Here is a 17,514-nt window from a genome sequence, read left to right on the forward strand (position 1 = left end):
CCCACCGTTTTCGCGAGCAGGCTCGCTCCCACAAAGGGATCAGTGTCGAGCATAAAATTTGTGTTCACTGAAGATCCAGTGTGGGAGCGAGCCTGCTCGCGATGGCGTCAGCACATTCACCATCGATGCAAGCTGACCCACCGATTTCGCGAGCAGGCTCGCTCCCACACTGGAGCTCCAGTGATCACACAATATTTTGCTCGACACTGATCCCTTTGTGGGTGCGAGCCTGCTCGCGAAATCGGTGGGTCAGCTTGCATCGATGGTGAATGTGCTGACGCCATCGCGAGCAGGCTCGCTCCCACACTGGAGCTCCAGTGATCACACAATATTTTGCTCGACACTGATCCCTTTGTGGGAGCGAGCCTGCTCGCGATGGCGTCATCACATTCACCATCGATGCAAACTGACCCACCGCTTTCGCGAGCAAGCTCGCTCCCACAGGGGGATCAGTGTCGTGCAATAACTTTTGTGATCACTGTAGATCCAGTGTGGGAGCGAGCCAGCTCGCGATGGCGTCATCACATTCAACAGCGATGCAAGCTGACCCACCGCTATCGCGAGCAAGCTCGCTCCCACAGGGGGATCAGTGTCGTGCAATAACTTTTGTGATCACTGTAGATCCAGTGTGGGAGCGAGCCAGCTCGCGATGGCGTCATCACATTCAACATCGATGCAAGCTGACCCACCGCTTTCGCGAGCAAGCTCGCTCCCACAGGGGGATCAGTGTCGAGCAAAAAATTTTGTGATCACTGAAGATCCAGTGTGGGAGCGAGCCTGCTCGCGATGGCGTCATCACATTCAACATCGATGCAAGCTGACCCACCGCTTTCGCGAGCAAGCTCGCTCCCACAGGGTTGGGGTGATGCTTAAGTCCGGGACTCGACGCCCAGTTCATCCCACACCGACTCGGCCAGGTGGAAGGTGGCGTTGGCCGCGGGGATGCCGCAATAGATAGCACTCTGCATGATCACTTCCTTGATCTCGCTGCGGCTCACACCATTATTGGCAGCAGCGCGCAAGTGCAGTTTGAGTTCTTCGCTGCGGTTCATGCCGATCAGCATGGCGATGGTGATCAGGCTGCGGGTGTGGCGCGGCAGGCCCGGGCGGGTCCATATGTCGCCCCAGGCATGACGGGTGATCATCTCCTGGAATTCGCTGTTGAACTCGGTCAAGGCATTCAGGCTGCGGTCGACGTGGGCATCGCCCAGAACCGCGCGGCGTACTTGCATGCCTTCGTCGTAACGTTGTTTCTCGTCCACAGAATACTCCCTCAAGAACGACTGGAATCCAGCAGGAAAGCCAGCACCCATTCGCTGAACGCAGCGCCGGCCTGGACGTTGGACAGATGCGCGGCATGGAATTCGGCGTATTCGGCGCCGTTGACCCGCTCCTGGATAAAGTGCCCGCCCGACGGTGGGGTCACGGCATCTTCGGTGCCGGCGACCACCAGCAGCGGCACGCGAATCGACGACAACTGCTCGCGGAAATCGGCATCGCGCACCGCCGCGCAGTTAGCCGCGTAGCCCTGGGGCGAAGTGGCAGCAAGCATGTCGGTGATTCTCCTGACCTTCTCTGGATGAGCCTGGGCAAAGTCCGGCGTGAACCAACGAGCAATCGAGGCATCCCGCAGCGCGACCATCGCCGCCTTGCCATCACGCAGTACGGTTTCGATCCGCGGGTCCCATACGGATGGGTCGCCGATCTTGGCGGCGGTGTTGCACACCACCAGTTTGTGCAGCCGCTCACCGGCATTGATCCCCAGCCATTGGCCGATCAATCCGCCCATGGACAACCCACAGAAATGCACCTTGTCGATGTTCAGCTGATCGAGCATCGCCAGCACGTCGCGGCCCAGTTGTTCGATGCTGTACGGCCCTTCAGTCACCAATGATTGACCGTGCCCGCGCGTGTCGAAACGCAGCACGCGAAAGTGTTCACTGAAGGCGGCGATCTGCTCGTCCCACATGTGCAGGTCGGTGCCCAGGGAGTTGGAGAGCACCAGCACCGGGGCATCTTGCGGCCCATCGAAGCAATAGTTCAGTTCGCCTTCGGCGAGTTTGACGAATCCCACAACAGTCTCCTTTCAGGCGTTCAAGGCAAGGTGTTCAGCCACCGCGCGCGCGACCCAGGTCTGGGCTTGGCCGAGGTAGTGGGCGGGGTCGAGCAAATGATCCAGCTCAGCGGCAGACAACTGCGCAGTGACTTGGGGCTCGTCCCCCAACACGTCCCGCAAATGACGTTGTTCAGCCACGGCGCGTTTGCAACATTGCTCCAACAGATGATGCGCGGTGTCGCGCCCGACCCGCTGGGCCAGGACGATGCTCACCGCCTCGGCCAGCACCAGCCCTTGGGTCAGTTCCAGATTGCGAGCCATGCGCGCCGCGTCCACTTCCAGACCTTCGGCCAGCAGCCGCGCCTGTTGCAGGGCGCCGGACACCAGGCAGCAGATCTCCGGCAAGGTTTCCCATTCGGCGTGCCACAGGCCCAGGCTGCGTTCGTGCTCCTGGGGCATGGCGCTGAACAGCGTCGACAACAGGCCAGGGACTCGGGTCGCCGCACCGATCAGCACCGCCGCGCCCACCGGGTTACGTTTGTGCGGCATGGTGGACGAACCGCCCTTGCCCGGCGCCGAGGGTTCGAACGCTTCACCGGCCTCGGTCTGCATCAACAAGCTGATGTCGCGGCCCAGTTTGCCCAGGCTGCCGGCGATCAACCCCAGTACCGAACCGAACTCAACCAGGCGATCGCGTTGGGTGTGCCACGGCTGCTCCGGCAAGCTCAGTTGCAGCTCGGCGGCCAGGGCTTCGGCGATGGGCAAGGCCTGCTCACCCAGTGCGGCAAGCGTTCCGGAGGCACCACCGAACTGCAACACCAGCAAGCGCGGCTTGAGCTCATTCAGGCGCTGGCGGCTACGGGTGATGGCTCCCAGCCAACCGGCGATTTTCATGCCCAGGGTCACCGGTGTTGCGTGTTGCAACCAAGTGCGCCCGGCCAATGGCGTGGCGGCGTAGCGTTCGGCTTGGCGGGCGAGAATCGTGGCCAGTTGCACCAGTTCGCCTTCAATCAAACCCAATGCCTGGCGCAGTTGCAGCACCAACCCACTGTCCATCACGTCCTGACTGGTAGCCCCCAGGTGCACGTAGCGCTCAGCCTCGGCGTCTTGCGCGGCAATGCGCTTGCCGAGGGCCTTGACCAGTGGAATCGCCGAATTACCCGCCGTGGCAATCGCCTCGCTCAACGCCGAAAAATCGTACAACTGCGCGTCACAGGCCTTCTCGATCGGAGCCACTGCACTGACAGGGATCAAGCCTACCTTCGCTTCCGCCCGGGCCAGCGCCGCCTCGACATCGAGCATGGCCTGCACCCGGCCCGCATCACAAAACACCTCGCGCATGTGGCGGGTGGTGAAGTAGGCATCAAAGAGCTGATTACCCGGTCGTTCGCTCATAAAAAGTCCTTGGGTGTGCAGGTCTGCCGGCCTGACGCGGTTGGGTCAAAAGCTGCAACGTAAATACGTGGGTTGTCGCACATCCTATTCATCACCCGCGCAGGCCAACCCTACGCCTTCGGGTGGAACAGGGTCATCAGTATTTTGTACAACCCACGCCCCACCGTTGTTGCGGGGCTGGGCCAAGAGCCTTCGCCACACGGGTTTCAATCAGTAGTCGAAGAACACCGTCTCGGCATCCGTCCCCTGCAAAACCACGTTCCACTGATACACGCCCGAAGCATCGGGCTTGCTCACGATAGTGGCGCGACGTTCCTCGGGCACGCAGGCCAGCAGCGGGTCGGTTTCGTTGGCCTGCTCGCCATCGAAGTAGATTCGCGTCAGCAAATGCTTGACCAGACCGCGGGCGAACACCAGCACGACAAGATGCGGCGCCTGGGTCGTGCCGCCAAGGCCCGGCACGGAGCCCGGCTTGATGGTGGTGAAACGAAAACGCCCTTCGGCATCCACCGGCACCCGGCCAAAGCCTTCGAAATTCGGGTCCAGGGGCTTGTCCTGGTCGTCTTCCGGGTGTGCGTATTTGCCGGCGGCGTTGGCCTGCCAGACTTCCAGCATCGCGTCATTGACGAACTCGCCGTTGCCGTCGATCACCTGCCCGGTGATCGCCACGCGCTGGCCTAGGGTTTGGGCGACGGTCAGGTCTTCGCGGTTCAGCCAGGTCAGGCCGATGTGGTAGTAAGGACCAACGGTGTGGGAGGTGGTGGCAGTGAGCGTCATCTTATTTCTCCATCGGCGTGGCATCGCGGCCGCGTAATACGATGTCCCAGCGATAACCGAGGGCGTAGTGAGGAATGGTTTTTTCCAGGTCGAAACGGGCGATCAGACGTTCCTTGGCACTGGTGTCCGGCACGCAGTTGTAGATCGGATCGTAGGCCAGCAGCGGGTCGCCGGGGAAATACATCTGCGTCACCAGGCGCGTCAGGATGCTCGGGCCGAACAGTGAGAAATGGATGTGCGCCGGGCGCCAGGCATTGTGATGGTTGCCCCACGGGTAGGCGCCGGGCTTGATAGTCTGGAACTGGTACCAGCCATCGGCGTCGGTGACGGTGCGACCAGTGCCGGTGAAGTTCGGGTCCAGCGGTGCGTCGTGCAGGTCGCGGTCATGGTTGTAACGACCGGCGGCGTTGGCCTGCCAGATCTCCACCAGGATGCCAGGCACGGGTTGGCCATGCTCATCCAGCACGCGCCCGTGAATGATGATTCGCTCCCCCAGTGGCTCGCCGGCATGCTGGGCAGTCAGGTCGTTGTTCTTCTCCTGCAGGCGATCGGCACCTACGGTCGGACCGGTAATTTCCGACAGCGAATGAGGCAGGTACACCAACGGCTTTGAAGGCGAGCGCAGGTTGGTGGACTGGTACGGCGGGTGCAGGTACTCCGGTTGGGTGCCCGCTTGGGGGCGACGATAACCAGGCTTGTCAGTCATGAAGCATTCCTCGGTTTCTTATTAGTGGAACGACGTGTCAGACGCGTTCGATTGCCAACGCCAGACCCTGGCCGACGCCGACACACATGGTCGCCAGGCCTTTCTTGCCGCCGGTCTTTTCCAGATGATGCAGCGCCGTCAGCACCAGCCGTGCTCCGCTCATACCCAGCGGGTGGCCGAGGGCGATGGCGCCGCCATTGGGGTTCACCTGCGGCGCGTCGTCCGCCAGACCCAGATCGCGCAGCACCGCCAGGCCCTGGCTGGCGAAGGCTTCGTTGAGTTCGATCACATCAAAGTCTGCGACCGCCAGGCCCAGGCGCTCAGTGAGTTTGCGCACCGCGGGCACCGGGCCGATGCCCATCACCCGTGGAGCCACGCCGGCACTGGCCATGCCCAACACTTTACCCCGAGGCGTCAGCCCGTGTTTCTTCACCGCTTCGGCCGAAGCCAGGATCATAGCCGCCGCGCCATCATTCACGCCCGAGGCGTTGCCGGCCGTGACGGTTTTGTCTGGACCGTTGACCGGCTTGAGTTTGCTCAAGGTCTCCAGCGTGGTGTCGGCGCGAGGATGCTCGTCCTGCTCGACCACGGTTTCGCCTTTCTTGTGGGCTACGCGCACCGGGACGATTTCCTCGGCGAAATACCCTGCGGCCTGGGCTGCTGCCGTGCGCTGCTGGCTGCGCAAGGCGAAAGCATCCTGGTCAGCGCGGGACACCGCGTAATCATCGGCCACGTTATCGGCGGTCTGGGGCATCGCGTCCACACCGTACTGGGCTTTCATCAACGGGTTGATGAAGCGCCAGCCGATGGTGGTGTCTTCCAGTTTCATGTTGCGGGAGAACGCGGCATCGGCCTTGCCCATCACGAACGGTGCGCGGGACATCGACTCCACGCCGCCGGCGATGGCCAATTCCATTTCGCCGCTGGCGATGGCGCGGAACGCCGTGCCGACGGCGTCCATGCCCGAGGCGCAGAGGCGGTTGAGGGTTACGCCGGGAATGCTCTGCGGCAGGCCAGCCAGCAGCAGCGCCATGCGCGCCACGTTGCGGTTGTCTTCCCCGGCCTGGTTGGCGCAACCGAGAAACACTTCGTCCACGGCAGTCCAGTCCACCGATGGGTTGCGTTCCATCAGCGCCTTGATCGGCACGGCGGCCAGGTCATCGGCGCGCACCGCGGACAAACCGCCCCCGAAGCGACCGATGGGGGTTCGAATCGCATCACAGATATAAACGTCGCGCATCACGCTTCTCCCGGTGCCTGGCCGTGGGCCGCGGCAGTGCGAGCTTCCAGGTCGCGCAGTGCACGCAGCTCTGTTTCGGTCGGCTCGGCGGTGGTTTGCACCTGGTCGGCAAAACGAATCGCCCAACCGGTGGCGGCAACGACTTGCTCGCGGGTCACGCCGGGGTGCAGCGCAGTGACCACGAACTCATGGCTGCCGGCTTCCGGCTCCATGATGCACAAGTCGGTGATGATACCGACCGGACCTGCGCCCGGCAGGCCCAGGCGTTTACGCGAATCCCCGCCCTCACCGTGACCGACCGAGGTGATGAAATCCAGCTTGTCGACGAACGAGCGCGCCGACTGCTTGAGGATGATCAGCACGCTCTTGGCCGAACCGGCGATTTCCGGTGCACCACCGGCGCCCGGCAAGCGGACTTTCGGTTGATGGTAGTCGCCCACCACCGTGGTGTTGATGTTGCCGAACCGGTCGACCTGAGCTGCACCGAGAAAGCCGACGTCGATGCGTCCACCCTGCAACCAGTAGCGAAAAATCTCACCGGTGGGTACGACAGTGTCCGCGGTTTCAGCCAGCTCACCATCACCGATAGACAGTGGCAATACGCTGGGTTTGGCCCCGATCGGACCGGACTCGTAGATCAGCACGACATCCGGCGACGAGGTCAGCCGCGCCAGGTTGGCTGCCTTCGATGGCAGGCCGATGCCCACGAAGCACACAGCGTTGTTCTGCAATCGACGGGCTGCGGCGACGGTCATCATTTCATTGGTGGAGTACGTCATTATTTCACCTGCGAAGTGGCAGCCAGTCGGGCCTGGAATTCACTGAAATCTTTCGTAGCGTGGATGTATTCATTGATCCATGCGGTAAAGGTCTCACGGTCCCGGGCGATCGGATCCCACGCCTGATAGAAACGGTTGTCACGTTCGGTGTAGCCGTGCGCGTAGGAAGGATGAGCGCCGCCCGGTACATGGCACACCGCGCTCAGCGCCCAGGTCGGCAGCACGCAGGCGTTCATCGGTGCGTTGAGGTCATCGACGATTTCTTCCACGGTGACGATGCAGCGCTTGGCGGCCAGGGCGGCTTCTTTCTGCACGCCGAGAATGCCCCACAACAGGACGTTGCCCTTGCGGTCGGCTTTTTGAGCGTGGATCACTGTAATGTCCGGGCGCACGGATGGCACGGCGGCCAGCACTTCCCCGGTGAAGGGGCAGGTCACGGTTTTGATCAACGGATTGACCTTTGGCAGGTCGGAGCCGGCGTAGGCCCGCAGCACCGCGAATGGCAGGCCCGAGGCCCCGGCGACGTAGGCATTGGCCAGGTCGGCGTGGCTGTGCTCTTCGATCTCCAGCGGCTGCGGCCATTGTTTTTCCACGGCATCGCGCAGCCGGTGCAGGGAGCCCACCCCAGGATTGCCGCCCCAGGAGAAAATCAGCTTGCGAGCACAACCGGCGCCGATCAACTGGTCGTAGATCAGGTCGGGCGTCATCCGCACCAGGGTCAGGTCTTTCTTGCCCTGGCGAATGATTTCATGACCCGCCGCCGTCGGAATCAGGTGAGTGAAGCCTTCGAGCGCGACGGTATCGCCGTCATTGACGAATTGCTTCACTGCGTCGTGCAGCGAAAGGATTTCAGCCATGGGGCAGGCTCCCGTTTTTCAGTAGACCAAGATGAAGAAAAAGGCGCGAGGTTAAGCGCCGGAGTGACTGAAGATTAAGCTCGGGGTGACAGCCAAACAATCCGATAATCGACTGAGTGTTCGTTTATCGAACAGATTGTTGTTTGGCTATCGATTTCCCAGACACCCTGATCCTGTGGGAGCGAGCTCTGCTCGCGATTGAGGTGGGTCAGTCAACACTTATGCAAGTTGACCCACCGCTATCGCGAGCAGGCTCGCTCCCACCGGTCTGCCGCAAGGTTCAGATCATTGCCTCACGTCGCATCCGCATGACTGACCATGCCCTTGATCACCACCGCCGCAGTCGCCAGGGCCGCTGGAATGACCAGGGCGGTCAGGACCTGTTCGAAGTTCCAGCCCAGGCCCAACAATGTCGCGCCCATCCAGGCGCCGAGGATCGCGCCGAACCGGCCGATACCCAGCATCCACGAGACACCGGTGGCCCGGCCTTGGGTCGGATAGAACCGCGCCGCCAGCGACGGCATCGCCGATTGCGCGCCGTTGACGCACATGCCGGCCACCAGCACCAACGTGGCAAGCAAGGTAATGTTGCCCAGACTCTGCCCTACCGCGTAGGCGAATATCCCGGCCATCAAGTAGAAAATGCCGATGACCTTGTGCGGATTGAACCGATCCATCGCCCAACCCACCCCAACCGCGCTCAATACGCCGCCGAACTGGAACAACGCCCCGATAAACGCCGCCTGCTCCATGCTCGCGCCGCTGTCGCGCATCAGCGTCGGCAACCAACTGGTCAGCAGGTAAACAATTACCAGCCCCATGAAATAGGTCAGCCACAACAAGAGCGTCCCGGCGCTGTAGGTGCCGGAGAAAATCACCGCCAGCACGTTGCGGGCTTTAACGATTTTTTGTTCCGGCACACTGAAACTCGCCGCCTGGGCGACGGTGTGCGGATCGATCGGGGCCAGGGTCTTGCGCACCTTGTCCGTGCCGCGATTGCGCACCACCAGATAACGTGCCGACTCCGGCAACCAGAACACCAGCACCACCGCCAGGATCAACGGCAGGATCCCGCCGATCAGCAGCAGACTGTGCCAACCGAACGCCGGTATCAACTTGGCCGAGATAAACCCGCCACCGGCCATTCCCAGGTTGAAGCCGCAGAACATGCTGGTCACCAGCAACGACTTTTTACGCTCCGGGGTGTATTCCGACAGCAAGGTAGTGGCGTTCGGCATACCGGCGCCCAACCCCAGGCCGGTTAGAAAGCGCAGCACCAGCAATTGATCGATGTTGGTGCTGTAAGCCGATGCCAGGCTGAACGCGCCGAACAGCACGACCGCGCCTACCAGCACAACTTTTCGGCCGAAACGGTCTGCCAACGGACCGGAGCCGAGAGCTCCGAAGACCATGCCGATCAGCGCCGCACTCATGACCGGACCCAGGCTGGCCCGATCAATGCCCCAGTCCTGAGAGAGCGCCGGAGCGATGAAGCCCATGGCCGCGGTGTCGAGGCCGTCGAGAAAAACAATCAGAAAGCACAGAATCACTACCCGCCACTGATAGCGCGAGATAGGTTGAGCGTTGATGAAGGACTGCACGTCGAGGCAATTGCCTACGGAGGTCTGGGGTTGGTTCATCTTGTTTTTATTCCACGCAAGAAAACGCAGGCGAACAGAGGCCCGGCAAATAAACCGCAAGGCTGCAAAAAAGGTGTTGGTTAGCGGGCGATCCGGGACAGACAGGTCGGTCGATCGTCAAGGTGAAGGCCGAGGAAGGTATACATGGCAGGTGTGCCTCTCATTATTATTGGGCCGCCATCCATCGGTCGAGCCAGGCTCGATCACGTCGGATGACGCTGCCGCGACATTAATGATCCGAGGCAAATACCGTCAATTCGTCAGAGGCGACTCTGTGCGTTTATCGAACAGCTTAAGTGAACAGTTGCGCGCTCAAGTCGCGGCTGGCTCCCAACAGCCCCGGCAGGAAGCGCTGTTCCAGTTCATTGCGGCTGACCCGCCCGGCATGGGTACTGACATTCAGCGCCGCCACCACCTGGCCGGAGGCGTCGTAGACTGGCACGGCAATCGAGCGCAGCCCCTGCTCCAGTTCCTGATCGACGATGCACCATCCCTGCTGCCGCACCTCTTGCAAACACTCCAGCAAAGCCTGGGGAGTGTGCAGGGTCCGGCTGGTCTTGGCCTGCAGGTCGGCATGGTCGAGGTAATCACGCAGGGAAGCGTCGTCCAGTGCCGCCAGAAGAATCCTGCCCATCGAGGTGCAATAGGCCGGCAGACGTCCACCGACGGACAGGTCCACGGATATCAGCCGCTGGGTGGTGGCCGAACGGGCGATATAAAGAATGTCGTCGCCTTCAAGCGTCGCCATATTACAGGCCTCATGCAGCTGTTCGCTCATGCGATCCAGATACGGCTGCGCGGACACGGCCAGAGGCGTCGATGACAGATAGGCATGGCCCAGGGTCAATACTTTGGGCAGCAGCGAATAGGTTCGTCCGTCGGTGGTGGCGTAGCCGAGTTTGATCAAGGTATGCAAGCAACGTCTGACGGCGGCGCGGGGAATTTCCGTGCGGTGGCTGATCTGAGCGATGGTCAAGTGCCGCTTGCGCTCCTGGAACGCCTGGACCACGGCCAACCCTCGGGCCAGGGACGTCATGAAGTCCGGGTCACCGGTCAGGGCCTGGATGCGCTTGGCCGGCGAAGCAACGATGGGTGGCGCTACAGAAGCAAAGGCGTTGCGCAATTGGTCGTTCATATCTGGTCCTTCCCGGGGAATGGCGGCTATTACAAGCGGCTGCCCGCTGAGCAGACAAGGGCTGGCTGTCAGCACCGTTCGATTATCGAACCATCAACCGATAATCGCAATCAAGGCACCCTACCCCCTCTTGCTTCTGTGTGAAGGGTTGATAAATAAGTAAGACGACACGAGTATTGAACGTAGTTCGCGCCAGCAGAGTGGATAGCGACATTGTCTGGCATTGCCTGAAACCTAATTGCCACAAGTTGCACATACAAATATTGATTCACACAACAACAGATTCTTTTAACTTTTCCCGATAGTGTTCTTCGGGCAGCCCGCTATAATGCACCACAGTGACGGTGCGGCAATCGACCGCTCCCGTCCGCAGGCATTGCAGGTTTCTATCCTGCGTGGTGCCGGCAGCCGGTGCCCGAAGCACCCGGATGGCGCTTCCCCGTATCGGCGGTATACGAAACTCCTGATGCTACGTCAGCTGTCAGCTCTGGTGCCGTGGCCGTCTGCATGTCTACATGCAGTGCGTATCACCAGATCCAATTCAATCCATTAGGTAATACTGTGACGAAAGACGAACTGCGCGCGGAACTTGAGCGCCAGGAACAACGTTACAAGGAAGTTTACGGCGGGGAAATCACCACCTACGCCGCGCAACCTGAACCGGAACGCAAACCCTGGCGTAAACGCGCCACCGTTCAGGACCAGGCCTTTACCCAGGAACTTCAGAAAATGGAACAGGAACTCAAAGCGGAAGAGCGGTAATGCTCAGCGCTTGATGTTCTTGTGAAGCGGTATCCGGCCGACACCCTGGCCGGCCCCGTACCGGACGCCCGCCATGAGCGGGCCGCCATTTCCCCGACAACGGTCGAGGAATGGCCTTGGCTTACCTTCTTTTCGGATTTTTCGCACAACCGCTTAAGGCTCTTGCAACGACGAGCGGCCCCTTGCCTGGCGCGTTTTCCGTTCCCGAATCAATGGCTTGCGCAACCCGCTAAAAGCCAGGGTTCGAAGGGGTGCCTGCAAATTATTTCGTTGAAGAATGTTACCGATGAGCAGGCAATGCATCGATTACCGAGGTTTTCTGGCATAATCGCGCCCCCTTACGACCGGGTCAGAAAACCTTCATGATCGATTTATTTAGCGGACTGGATGCTTGGGTGCTTGTGAGCCTCTTGCTCGCCCTGGCCTTTGTCCTCGCCTTCGAGTTCATCAACGGCTTTCATGACACCGCAAACGCGGTGGCCACTGTTATCTACACCAAAGCCATGCCGCCTCATCTGGCGGTGTTCTTTTCCGGTGTGTTCAACTTCCTCGGCGTGCTGCTGGGCGGTGTGGGCGTGGCGTATGCCATCGTTCACCTACTGCCGGTAGAGCTGCTGATCAATGTGAACACCGGACACGGGCTGGCCATGGTGTTTTCGCTGCTCGCAGCGGCCATCACCTGGAACCTGGGCACCTGGTATTTCGGTATCCCAGCCTCCAGCTCCCACACGCTGATTGGTTCGATCCTCGGCGTGGGCCTGGCCAACGCGCTGATCAACGATATCCCGTTGGCCGACGGAGTGAACTGGCAAAAGGCAATCGATATCGGTGCCTCCCTGGTGTTCTCGCCCATGGCGGGCTTCCTGATTGCCGCACTGGTATTGATCAGTCTGAAGTGGTGGCGTCCGCTGTCGAAGATGCACAAGACGCCGGAACAGCGCCGCAAGATCGATGACAAGAAACACCCCCCGTTCTGGAATCGCCTGGTGCTGGTCATTTCAGCCATGGCCGTCAGCTTCGTCCACGGCTCCAACGATGGCCAGAAAGGTATCGGCCTGATCATGCTGGTGCTGATCGGTATCGTACCGGCGCAGTTCGTGCTTGACCTGAACAGCACCACCTACCAGATCGAGCGTACCCGCGACGCGACGTTGCACCTGAGCCAGTTCTACCAGCGCAACAGCGAATCGCTGGGTGAATACCTGGCGCTGGGCAAAAGCGTGAAGGGCGATCTGCCAGAGAAATTCCGCTGCAACCCGCAGCAGACCGAGCCCACCATTGCGGCGCTGCTCGATACCCTCAAAGGCGTGGCGGATTACCAATCGCTGCCGTCGGAAAGCCGCATCGAGGTTCGCCGCTACCTGCTCTGCCTGGATGACACGGCGAAGAAGGTTGGCAAGCTGCCAGGCCTGGCAGCTCGGGAAAAAGACGACCTGAACAAGCTGCGCAAGGACCTGACCGCCACCACCGAATACGCCCCGTTCTGGGTGATTCTGGCAGTCGCCCTGGCCCTGGGCCTGGGCACCATGGTCGGCTGGAAGCGTGTGGTGCTGACCATCGGTGAGAAGATCGGCAAGCAAGGCATGACCTACGCTCAAGGTATGTCGGCGCAAATCACCACGGCGTGCATGATCGGTGCGGCGAACATCTTCAGCCTGCCGGTTTCCACCACCCACGTACTGTCGTCCGGCGTGGCGGGCACCATGGTCGCCAACAAAAGCGGTCTGCAAGGTGGCACGGTACGGACCATCCTGCTGGCCTGGGTACTGACCCTGCCGGCGACAGTGGCCCTCTCGGCGGCGCTGTTCTGGCTGGCGTCCAAGGCCATCGGCAGCTGATATCAGCGGCTAATAAAAAAGGTGCGGTCCTGGCGGATCGCACCTTTTTTTATGCCCGGACACCTGACTACTGTGGGAGCGAGCTTGCTCGCGATGGCGCCGGGTCAGTCAACACATGTATCTACAGACATACCGCTATCGCGAGCAAGCTCGCTCCCACAATGGGCTTGTGTGGAACAGGGGAAATCCGCTCAAAAAAAAGGGCGACCGAAGTCGCCCAAAATGCCTTGCGTGCTCGTTGTAGCTGGAAAGACCTACGGCTTTTTGCGCTTGTGTGCATCTTTCCAGATGAATAATCCGAAGCCGGCGAAAAACACGAACATGAGGCCGACGGTCAACACTCCGGCAAACACCACATTATCGAAAAACATGACTGGCCTCCTGGTCTTGCCCCTGTTGCGATGGGTGCAAGTTAACCAATCAGGCCTGGATGAAAATTGACCGGGGTCAATAACGCTCGCGACGCGGCGAAAAGGAAGGGAAATAACTGATCTGTATCAATGGATAGAGGGGGGAGTCAGCGCTTTTTGGGTTTTTTCTTCGGTTTTTTCTGGGCTTTGCCCAATGGCATGGCTTGCTCGAAAGCCTGGCGGACTTCGTTAAGGCGTTTTTCGTTGAGGTCGTGAACGCGCTTGGCGCGCTCAGCACTGAGGTCGATCAGTTTGTCGTCTTGGCTCATGGCGTGTCGGCATCGTACGGTGAACTGCGGATGCTCTCATGATGAAGGCTGTCGAGCGGGTTGACCAGCCTGCATGCGTCGACAAAAGCCTGGATCAGACCTGGATATCGACCCACAAGCCCTGACGCTCTTCCCCTTCCACCAACGGCACCACTGGCACGGTGTTGTCGGCGTTCAGTTCAGTGCCCGGTACGGCCAGGTGCGCTTCGGGATCTTCGTCGGCTTCACGGCGGCGCTTGTTGCGTTCCTGCTGGCGCTGTTGCTCCTCGCGCAGCAACAGCGCAGCCTCCTCCGGGTCGCGATTCTTCAGGTCGATGGTGCTTTCGTTGGAGCTTTGCTGCACCGGGACCACGGGCGGTATGTCCGGTCGCTGGCGGACCGGATCCTGTTGAGCGGTGATGGGTACGGCGCTCAAAGGGAGCATGGGTGGCAACATAAAGGTCTCCTGTCTTCAGGTTGTCGGCTGAGCGAAGGACAGCTTGAACCGCTGGTCTGAAACTTGTGACCCGGTTGGCATTATCACAATAGGCCGGGCCGAGCTTGTTTGATCACTCAGCACACTTAAGTTCCGCACCGCCGGTAAGTAATCAATGCCCATGGCGACCCGATGTCTACGTAAATCCTTTGGTCTGAGGGATCATTCCGTTAAGATAACCGGCTTTTTCAAGGCGGGAGTCAGGCAGCATGGCGCAGCAGTATCAACCGGGGCAACGCTGGATCAGTGACAGCGAAGCCGAGCTGGGTTTAGGCACCGTTCTGGCACAGGACGGCCGCTTGTTGACCGTGCTCTATCCGGCCACTGGCGACACTCGCCAGTACGCGCTACGGAATGCGCCCCTCACCCGCGTGCGGTTTTCGCCGGGCGATGTGATCACTCACTTCGAAGGCTGGAAAATGACCGTGCGCGAAGTCGACGATGTCGATGGGCTGCTGGTCTACCACGGCCTCAATGGGCAGAACGAGGTTGTCACTCTGCCGGAAACCCAGCTGTCGAACTTTATCCAGTTCCGCCTGGCCAGTGACCGTCTGTTCGCCGGCCAGATTGACCCGCTGGCATGGTTTTCCCTGCGCTACCACACCCTGGAACACACCAGCCGCCAGTTGCAGTCGCCGCTCTGGGGCCTGGGTGGCGTACGTGCCCAGCCCATCGCCCACCAATTGCACATCGCCCGTGAAGTGGCCGACCGCATCGCGCCACGGGTATTGCTGGCAGACGAAGTGGGCCTGGGCAAGACCATCGAAGCCGGCCTGATCATCCACCGCCAACTGCTCTCCGGCCGCGCCAGCCGCGTGCTGATCCTGGTACCGGAAAACCTTCAGCACCAGTGGCTGGTGGAAATGCGTCGGCGTTTCAACCTGCAGGTCGCCTTGTTCGACGAAGAACGCTTCATCGAAAGCGATGCCAGCAACCCGTTCGAAGACACCCAACTGGCCCTGGTGGCGCTGGAGTGGCTGGTGGACGATGAGAAGGCCCAGGACGCGCTGTTTGCCGCCGGCTGGGACCTGATGGTGGTCGACGAAGCCCACCACCTGGTCTGGCACGAAGATCAGGTCAGCCCGCATTACGCCCTGGTCGAACAGCTTGCCGAAACGATTCCCGGCGTACTGCTGCTGACCGCGACCCCGGAACAGCTGGGCCAGGACAGCCACTTCGCCCGCCTGCGCCTGCTGGACCCGAACCGCTTCCATGACCTCAAGGCCTTCCGCGCCGAGAGCGAAAATTATCGCCCGGTGGCCGAAGCCGTGCAGGAGCTGCTGGACAAGGGCCGTCTCTCACCCGAGGCGCACAAGACCATTCACGGCTTCCTGGGTAACGAGGGCGAAGCGCTGCTGACCGCCGTCAATGATGGCGATGTTGAAGCCAGCGCCCGCCTGGTCCGCGAACTGCTGGACCGCCACGGCACCGGCCGCGTGCTGTTTCGCAATACGCGCGCCGCCGTACAGGGTTTCCCGGAGCGCAAGCTGCACGCCTACCCGCTGCCGTGCCCGGACGAATACCTCGAGCTGCCGTTGGGTGATCACGCCGAGCTGTACCCGGAAGTCAGCTTCCAGGCTCAGCCGGACGCCAACGAAGAACAGCGCTGGTGGCGTTTCGACCCACGGGTCGAGTGGCTGATCGACACCCTGAAGATGCTCAAGCGCACCAAAGTGCTGGTGATCTGCGCCCACGCCGAGACCGCCATGGATCTGGAAGACGCTCTGCGCGTACGTTCCGGCATCCCGGCCACGGTGTTCCACGAAGGCATGAACATCCTGGAGCGCGACCGCGCGGCGGCTTATTTCGCCGACGAAGAGTTCGGCGCCCAGGTGCTGATCTGCTCGGAAATCGGCAGCGAAGGCCGTAACTTCCAGTTCGCCCACCATTTGGTGCTGTTCGACCTGCCCTCGCACCCGGACCTGCTGGAACAGCGTATTGGCCGTCTGGACCGGATCGGCCAGAAACACACCATCGAGCTGCATGCGCCGTACCTGGAAACCAGCCCGCAAGCGCGGCTGTTCCAGTGGTATCACGAGGCCCTGAACGCGTTCCTCAATACCTGTCCGACCGGCAACGCCTTGCAGCATCAGTTCGGCCCGCGCCTGCTGCCATTGCTGGAAGAAGCCGATGACGGCCAGTGGCAAGCCTTGATAGACGAAGCCCGCACCGAACGCGAACGCTTGGAGGCCGAGCTGCACACCGGTCGCGACCGTCTGCTGGAGCTCAACTCCGGCGGCGCGGGTGAAGGCGATGCCTTGGTAGAGGCCATTCTCGAACAAGACGACCAGTTCGCCCTGCCGATCTACATGGAAACCCTGTTCGATGCGTTCGGCATCGACAGCGAGGACCATTCGGACAACGCGCTGATCCTCAAGCCGAGCGAAAAAATGCTCGACGCCAGCTTCCCGCTGGGCGACGACGAAGGCGTGACCATCACCTACGACCGCAACCAGGCGCTGTCTCGCGAAGACATGCAGTTCATTACCTGGGAGCACCCGATGGTGCAAGGCGGCATGGACCTGGTGCTGTCCGGCTCCATGGGCAATACCGCCGTAGCGCTGATCAAGAACAAGGCTCTCAAGCCCGGCACCGTGTTGCTGGAACTGCTCTATGTCAGTGAGGTGGTTGCCCCGCGCTCACTGCAACTGGGCCGTTACCTGCCGCCGGCCGCCCTGCGCTGCCTGCTGGACGCCAATGGCAACGACCTCGCCGCCCGAGTCTCGTTCGAGACTTTGAACGATCAGTTGGAAAGCGTGCCTCGGGCCAGCGCCAACAAGTTCATCCAGGCCCAGCGTGACCAGCTCTCGCCACGGATCAACGCCGGTGAAGAGAAGATCGCCCCGCGTCACGCCGAACGCGTGGCCGAAGCCCAGCGTCGCCTGGCAGCCGATACCGACGAAGAACTGGCGCGCCTGACTGCCCTGCAAGCGGTCAACCCGACGGTACGCGACAGCGAACTGGTGGCTCTGCGCCAACAGCGTGAGCAAGGTCTGGCGATGCTTGAGAAGGCGGCGCTGCGCCTGGAGGCCATACGGGTGTTGGTGGCGGGCTGAATTGCCGCCGTTACTCAACAAAAGGCCCGCAGCGATGCGGGCCTTTTTTTGTGCATTTGTCTGGTCCCACTTGCCGATCAGCGCAAGGATCGGCAAGCCCACCGGTTTGCAGCGGCTGA

The 17,514-nt window shown here is 61.0% G+C and carries 16 protein-coding genes; 3 read left to right on the top strand and 13 right to left on the bottom strand.

The window, feature by feature from the left end; translation table 11 throughout:
• Positions 1 to 869: 869 nt before the first annotated feature.
• The 10 genes from pcaC to pcaR form a co-directional block, all read right to left on the bottom strand.
• The gene (pcaC, locus tag MKS85_RS22925; protein WP_139050959.1) at positions 870 to 1,262 is read right to left on the bottom strand and encodes a 4-carboxymuconolactone decarboxylase; all 393 of its coding nucleotides are present in this window, start codon (positions 1,260 to 1,262) and stop codon (positions 870 to 872) included.
• Between the two features lie 11 nt (positions 1,263 to 1,273).
• Positions 1,274 to 2,074, bottom strand: coding sequence for a 3-oxoadipate enol-lactonase (gene pcaD, locus MKS85_RS22930; protein ID WP_188252331.1), 801 nt, complete (start codon positions 2,072 to 2,074; stop codon positions 1,274 to 1,276).
• 12 nt (positions 2,075 to 2,086) lie between these two features.
• Positions 2,087 to 3,451, bottom strand: coding sequence for a 3-carboxy-cis,cis-muconate cycloisomerase (locus MKS85_RS22935; RefSeq protein ID WP_188252330.1), 1,365 nt, complete (start codon positions 3,449 to 3,451; stop codon positions 2,087 to 2,089).
• Between the two features lie 210 nt (positions 3,452 to 3,661).
• On the bottom strand, positions 3,662 to 4,228 hold the full coding sequence (pcaG, locus tag MKS85_RS22940; protein WP_047228311.1) for a protocatechuate 3,4-dioxygenase subunit alpha: 567 nt from the start codon (positions 4,226 to 4,228) through the stop codon (positions 3,662 to 3,664).
• Position 4,229: 1 nt separating this feature from the next.
• Positions 4,230 to 4,934 (bottom strand): protocatechuate 3,4-dioxygenase subunit beta, encoded by a 705-nt coding sequence (gene pcaH, locus MKS85_RS22945; RefSeq protein WP_188252329.1) that lies wholly within the window; start codon positions 4,932 to 4,934, stop codon positions 4,230 to 4,232.
• 37 nt (positions 4,935 to 4,971) lie between these two features.
• A complete protein-coding gene (gene pcaF, locus MKS85_RS22950; protein WP_188252328.1) occupies positions 4,972 to 6,177 on the bottom strand; it encodes a 3-oxoadipyl-CoA thiolase in 1,206 nt (401 codons plus the stop codon).
• Positions 6,174 to 6,956, bottom strand: a complete 783-nt coding sequence (locus MKS85_RS22955) for a CoA-transferase subunit beta (RefSeq protein WP_171061413.1) — start codon at positions 6,954 to 6,956, stop codon at positions 6,174 to 6,176. Before MKS85_RS22955 ends, pcaF begins: the two co-directional genes overlap by 4 nt.
• A complete protein-coding gene (locus tag MKS85_RS22960) occupies positions 6,953 to 7,810 on the bottom strand; it encodes a CoA transferase subunit A (RefSeq protein WP_047228315.1) in 858 nt (285 codons plus the stop codon). Before MKS85_RS22960 ends, MKS85_RS22955 begins: the two co-directional genes overlap by 4 nt.
• Before the next feature lie 293 nt (positions 7,811 to 8,103).
• On the bottom strand, positions 8,104 to 9,450 hold the full coding sequence (locus MKS85_RS22965; protein WP_047228316.1) for an MFS transporter: 1,347 nt from the start codon (positions 9,448 to 9,450) through the stop codon (positions 8,104 to 8,106).
• A 292-nt stretch (positions 9,451 to 9,742) separates the two neighbouring features.
• Positions 9,743 to 10,585, bottom strand: coding sequence for a pca regulon transcriptional regulator PcaR (gene pcaR, locus MKS85_RS22970; RefSeq protein ID WP_092397150.1), 843 nt, complete (start codon positions 10,583 to 10,585; stop codon positions 9,743 to 9,745).
• 561 nt (positions 10,586 to 11,146) lie between these two features.
• Between pcaR and MKS85_RS22975 the strand changes: the two genes are divergently transcribed.
• Together MKS85_RS22975 and MKS85_RS22980 are read left to right on the top strand one after the other, a co-directional pair.
• Positions 11,147 to 11,347, top strand: coding sequence for a hypothetical protein (locus tag MKS85_RS22975; protein ID WP_047228318.1), 201 nt, complete (start codon positions 11,147 to 11,149; stop codon positions 11,345 to 11,347).
• Between the two features lie 362 nt (positions 11,348 to 11,709).
• Positions 11,710 to 13,185 (top strand): inorganic phosphate transporter, encoded by a 1,476-nt coding sequence (locus tag MKS85_RS22980; protein ID WP_047228319.1) that lies wholly within the window; start codon positions 11,710 to 11,712, stop codon positions 13,183 to 13,185.
• 254 nt (positions 13,186 to 13,439) lie between these two features.
• Here the strand turns inward: MKS85_RS22980 and ccoM are convergent, their stop codons facing one another.
• The 3 genes from ccoM to MKS85_RS22995 form a co-directional block, all read right to left on the bottom strand.
• Positions 13,440 to 13,556: a cytochrome c oxidase subunit CcoM gene (gene ccoM / locus MKS85_RS22985; protein WP_025212288.1), complete on the bottom strand. Its 117-nt coding sequence runs from the start codon at positions 13,554 to 13,556 to the stop codon at positions 13,440 to 13,442.
• A 146-nt stretch (positions 13,557 to 13,702) separates the two neighbouring features.
• Positions 13,703 to 13,864 carry a hypothetical protein gene (locus MKS85_RS22990; RefSeq protein ID WP_171061412.1) on the bottom strand — a complete coding sequence of 54 codons (162 nt, stop codon included), beginning with the start codon at positions 13,862 to 13,864 and terminating at the stop codon, positions 13,703 to 13,705.
• A gap of 94 nt (positions 13,865 to 13,958) precedes the next feature.
• Positions 13,959 to 14,300 carry a hypothetical protein gene (locus MKS85_RS22995; RefSeq protein WP_047228320.1) on the bottom strand — a complete coding sequence of 114 codons (342 nt, stop codon included), beginning with the start codon at positions 14,298 to 14,300 and terminating at the stop codon, positions 13,959 to 13,961.
• Positions 14,301 to 14,548: 248 nt separating this feature from the next.
• Between MKS85_RS22995 and rapA the strand changes: the two genes are divergently transcribed.
• Positions 14,549 to 17,395 carry an RNA polymerase-associated protein RapA gene (rapA, locus tag MKS85_RS23000; protein WP_047228321.1) on the top strand — a complete coding sequence of 949 codons (2,847 nt, stop codon included), beginning with the start codon at positions 14,549 to 14,551 and terminating at the stop codon, positions 17,393 to 17,395.
• Positions 17,396 to 17,514 lie beyond the last annotated feature (119 nt).

It is taken from the genome of Pseudomonas sp. JL2 (assembly GCF_031570495.1).
Classification (GTDB): Bacteria; Pseudomonadota; Gammaproteobacteria; order Pseudomonadales; family Pseudomonadaceae; genus Aquipseudomonas; species Aquipseudomonas rhizophila.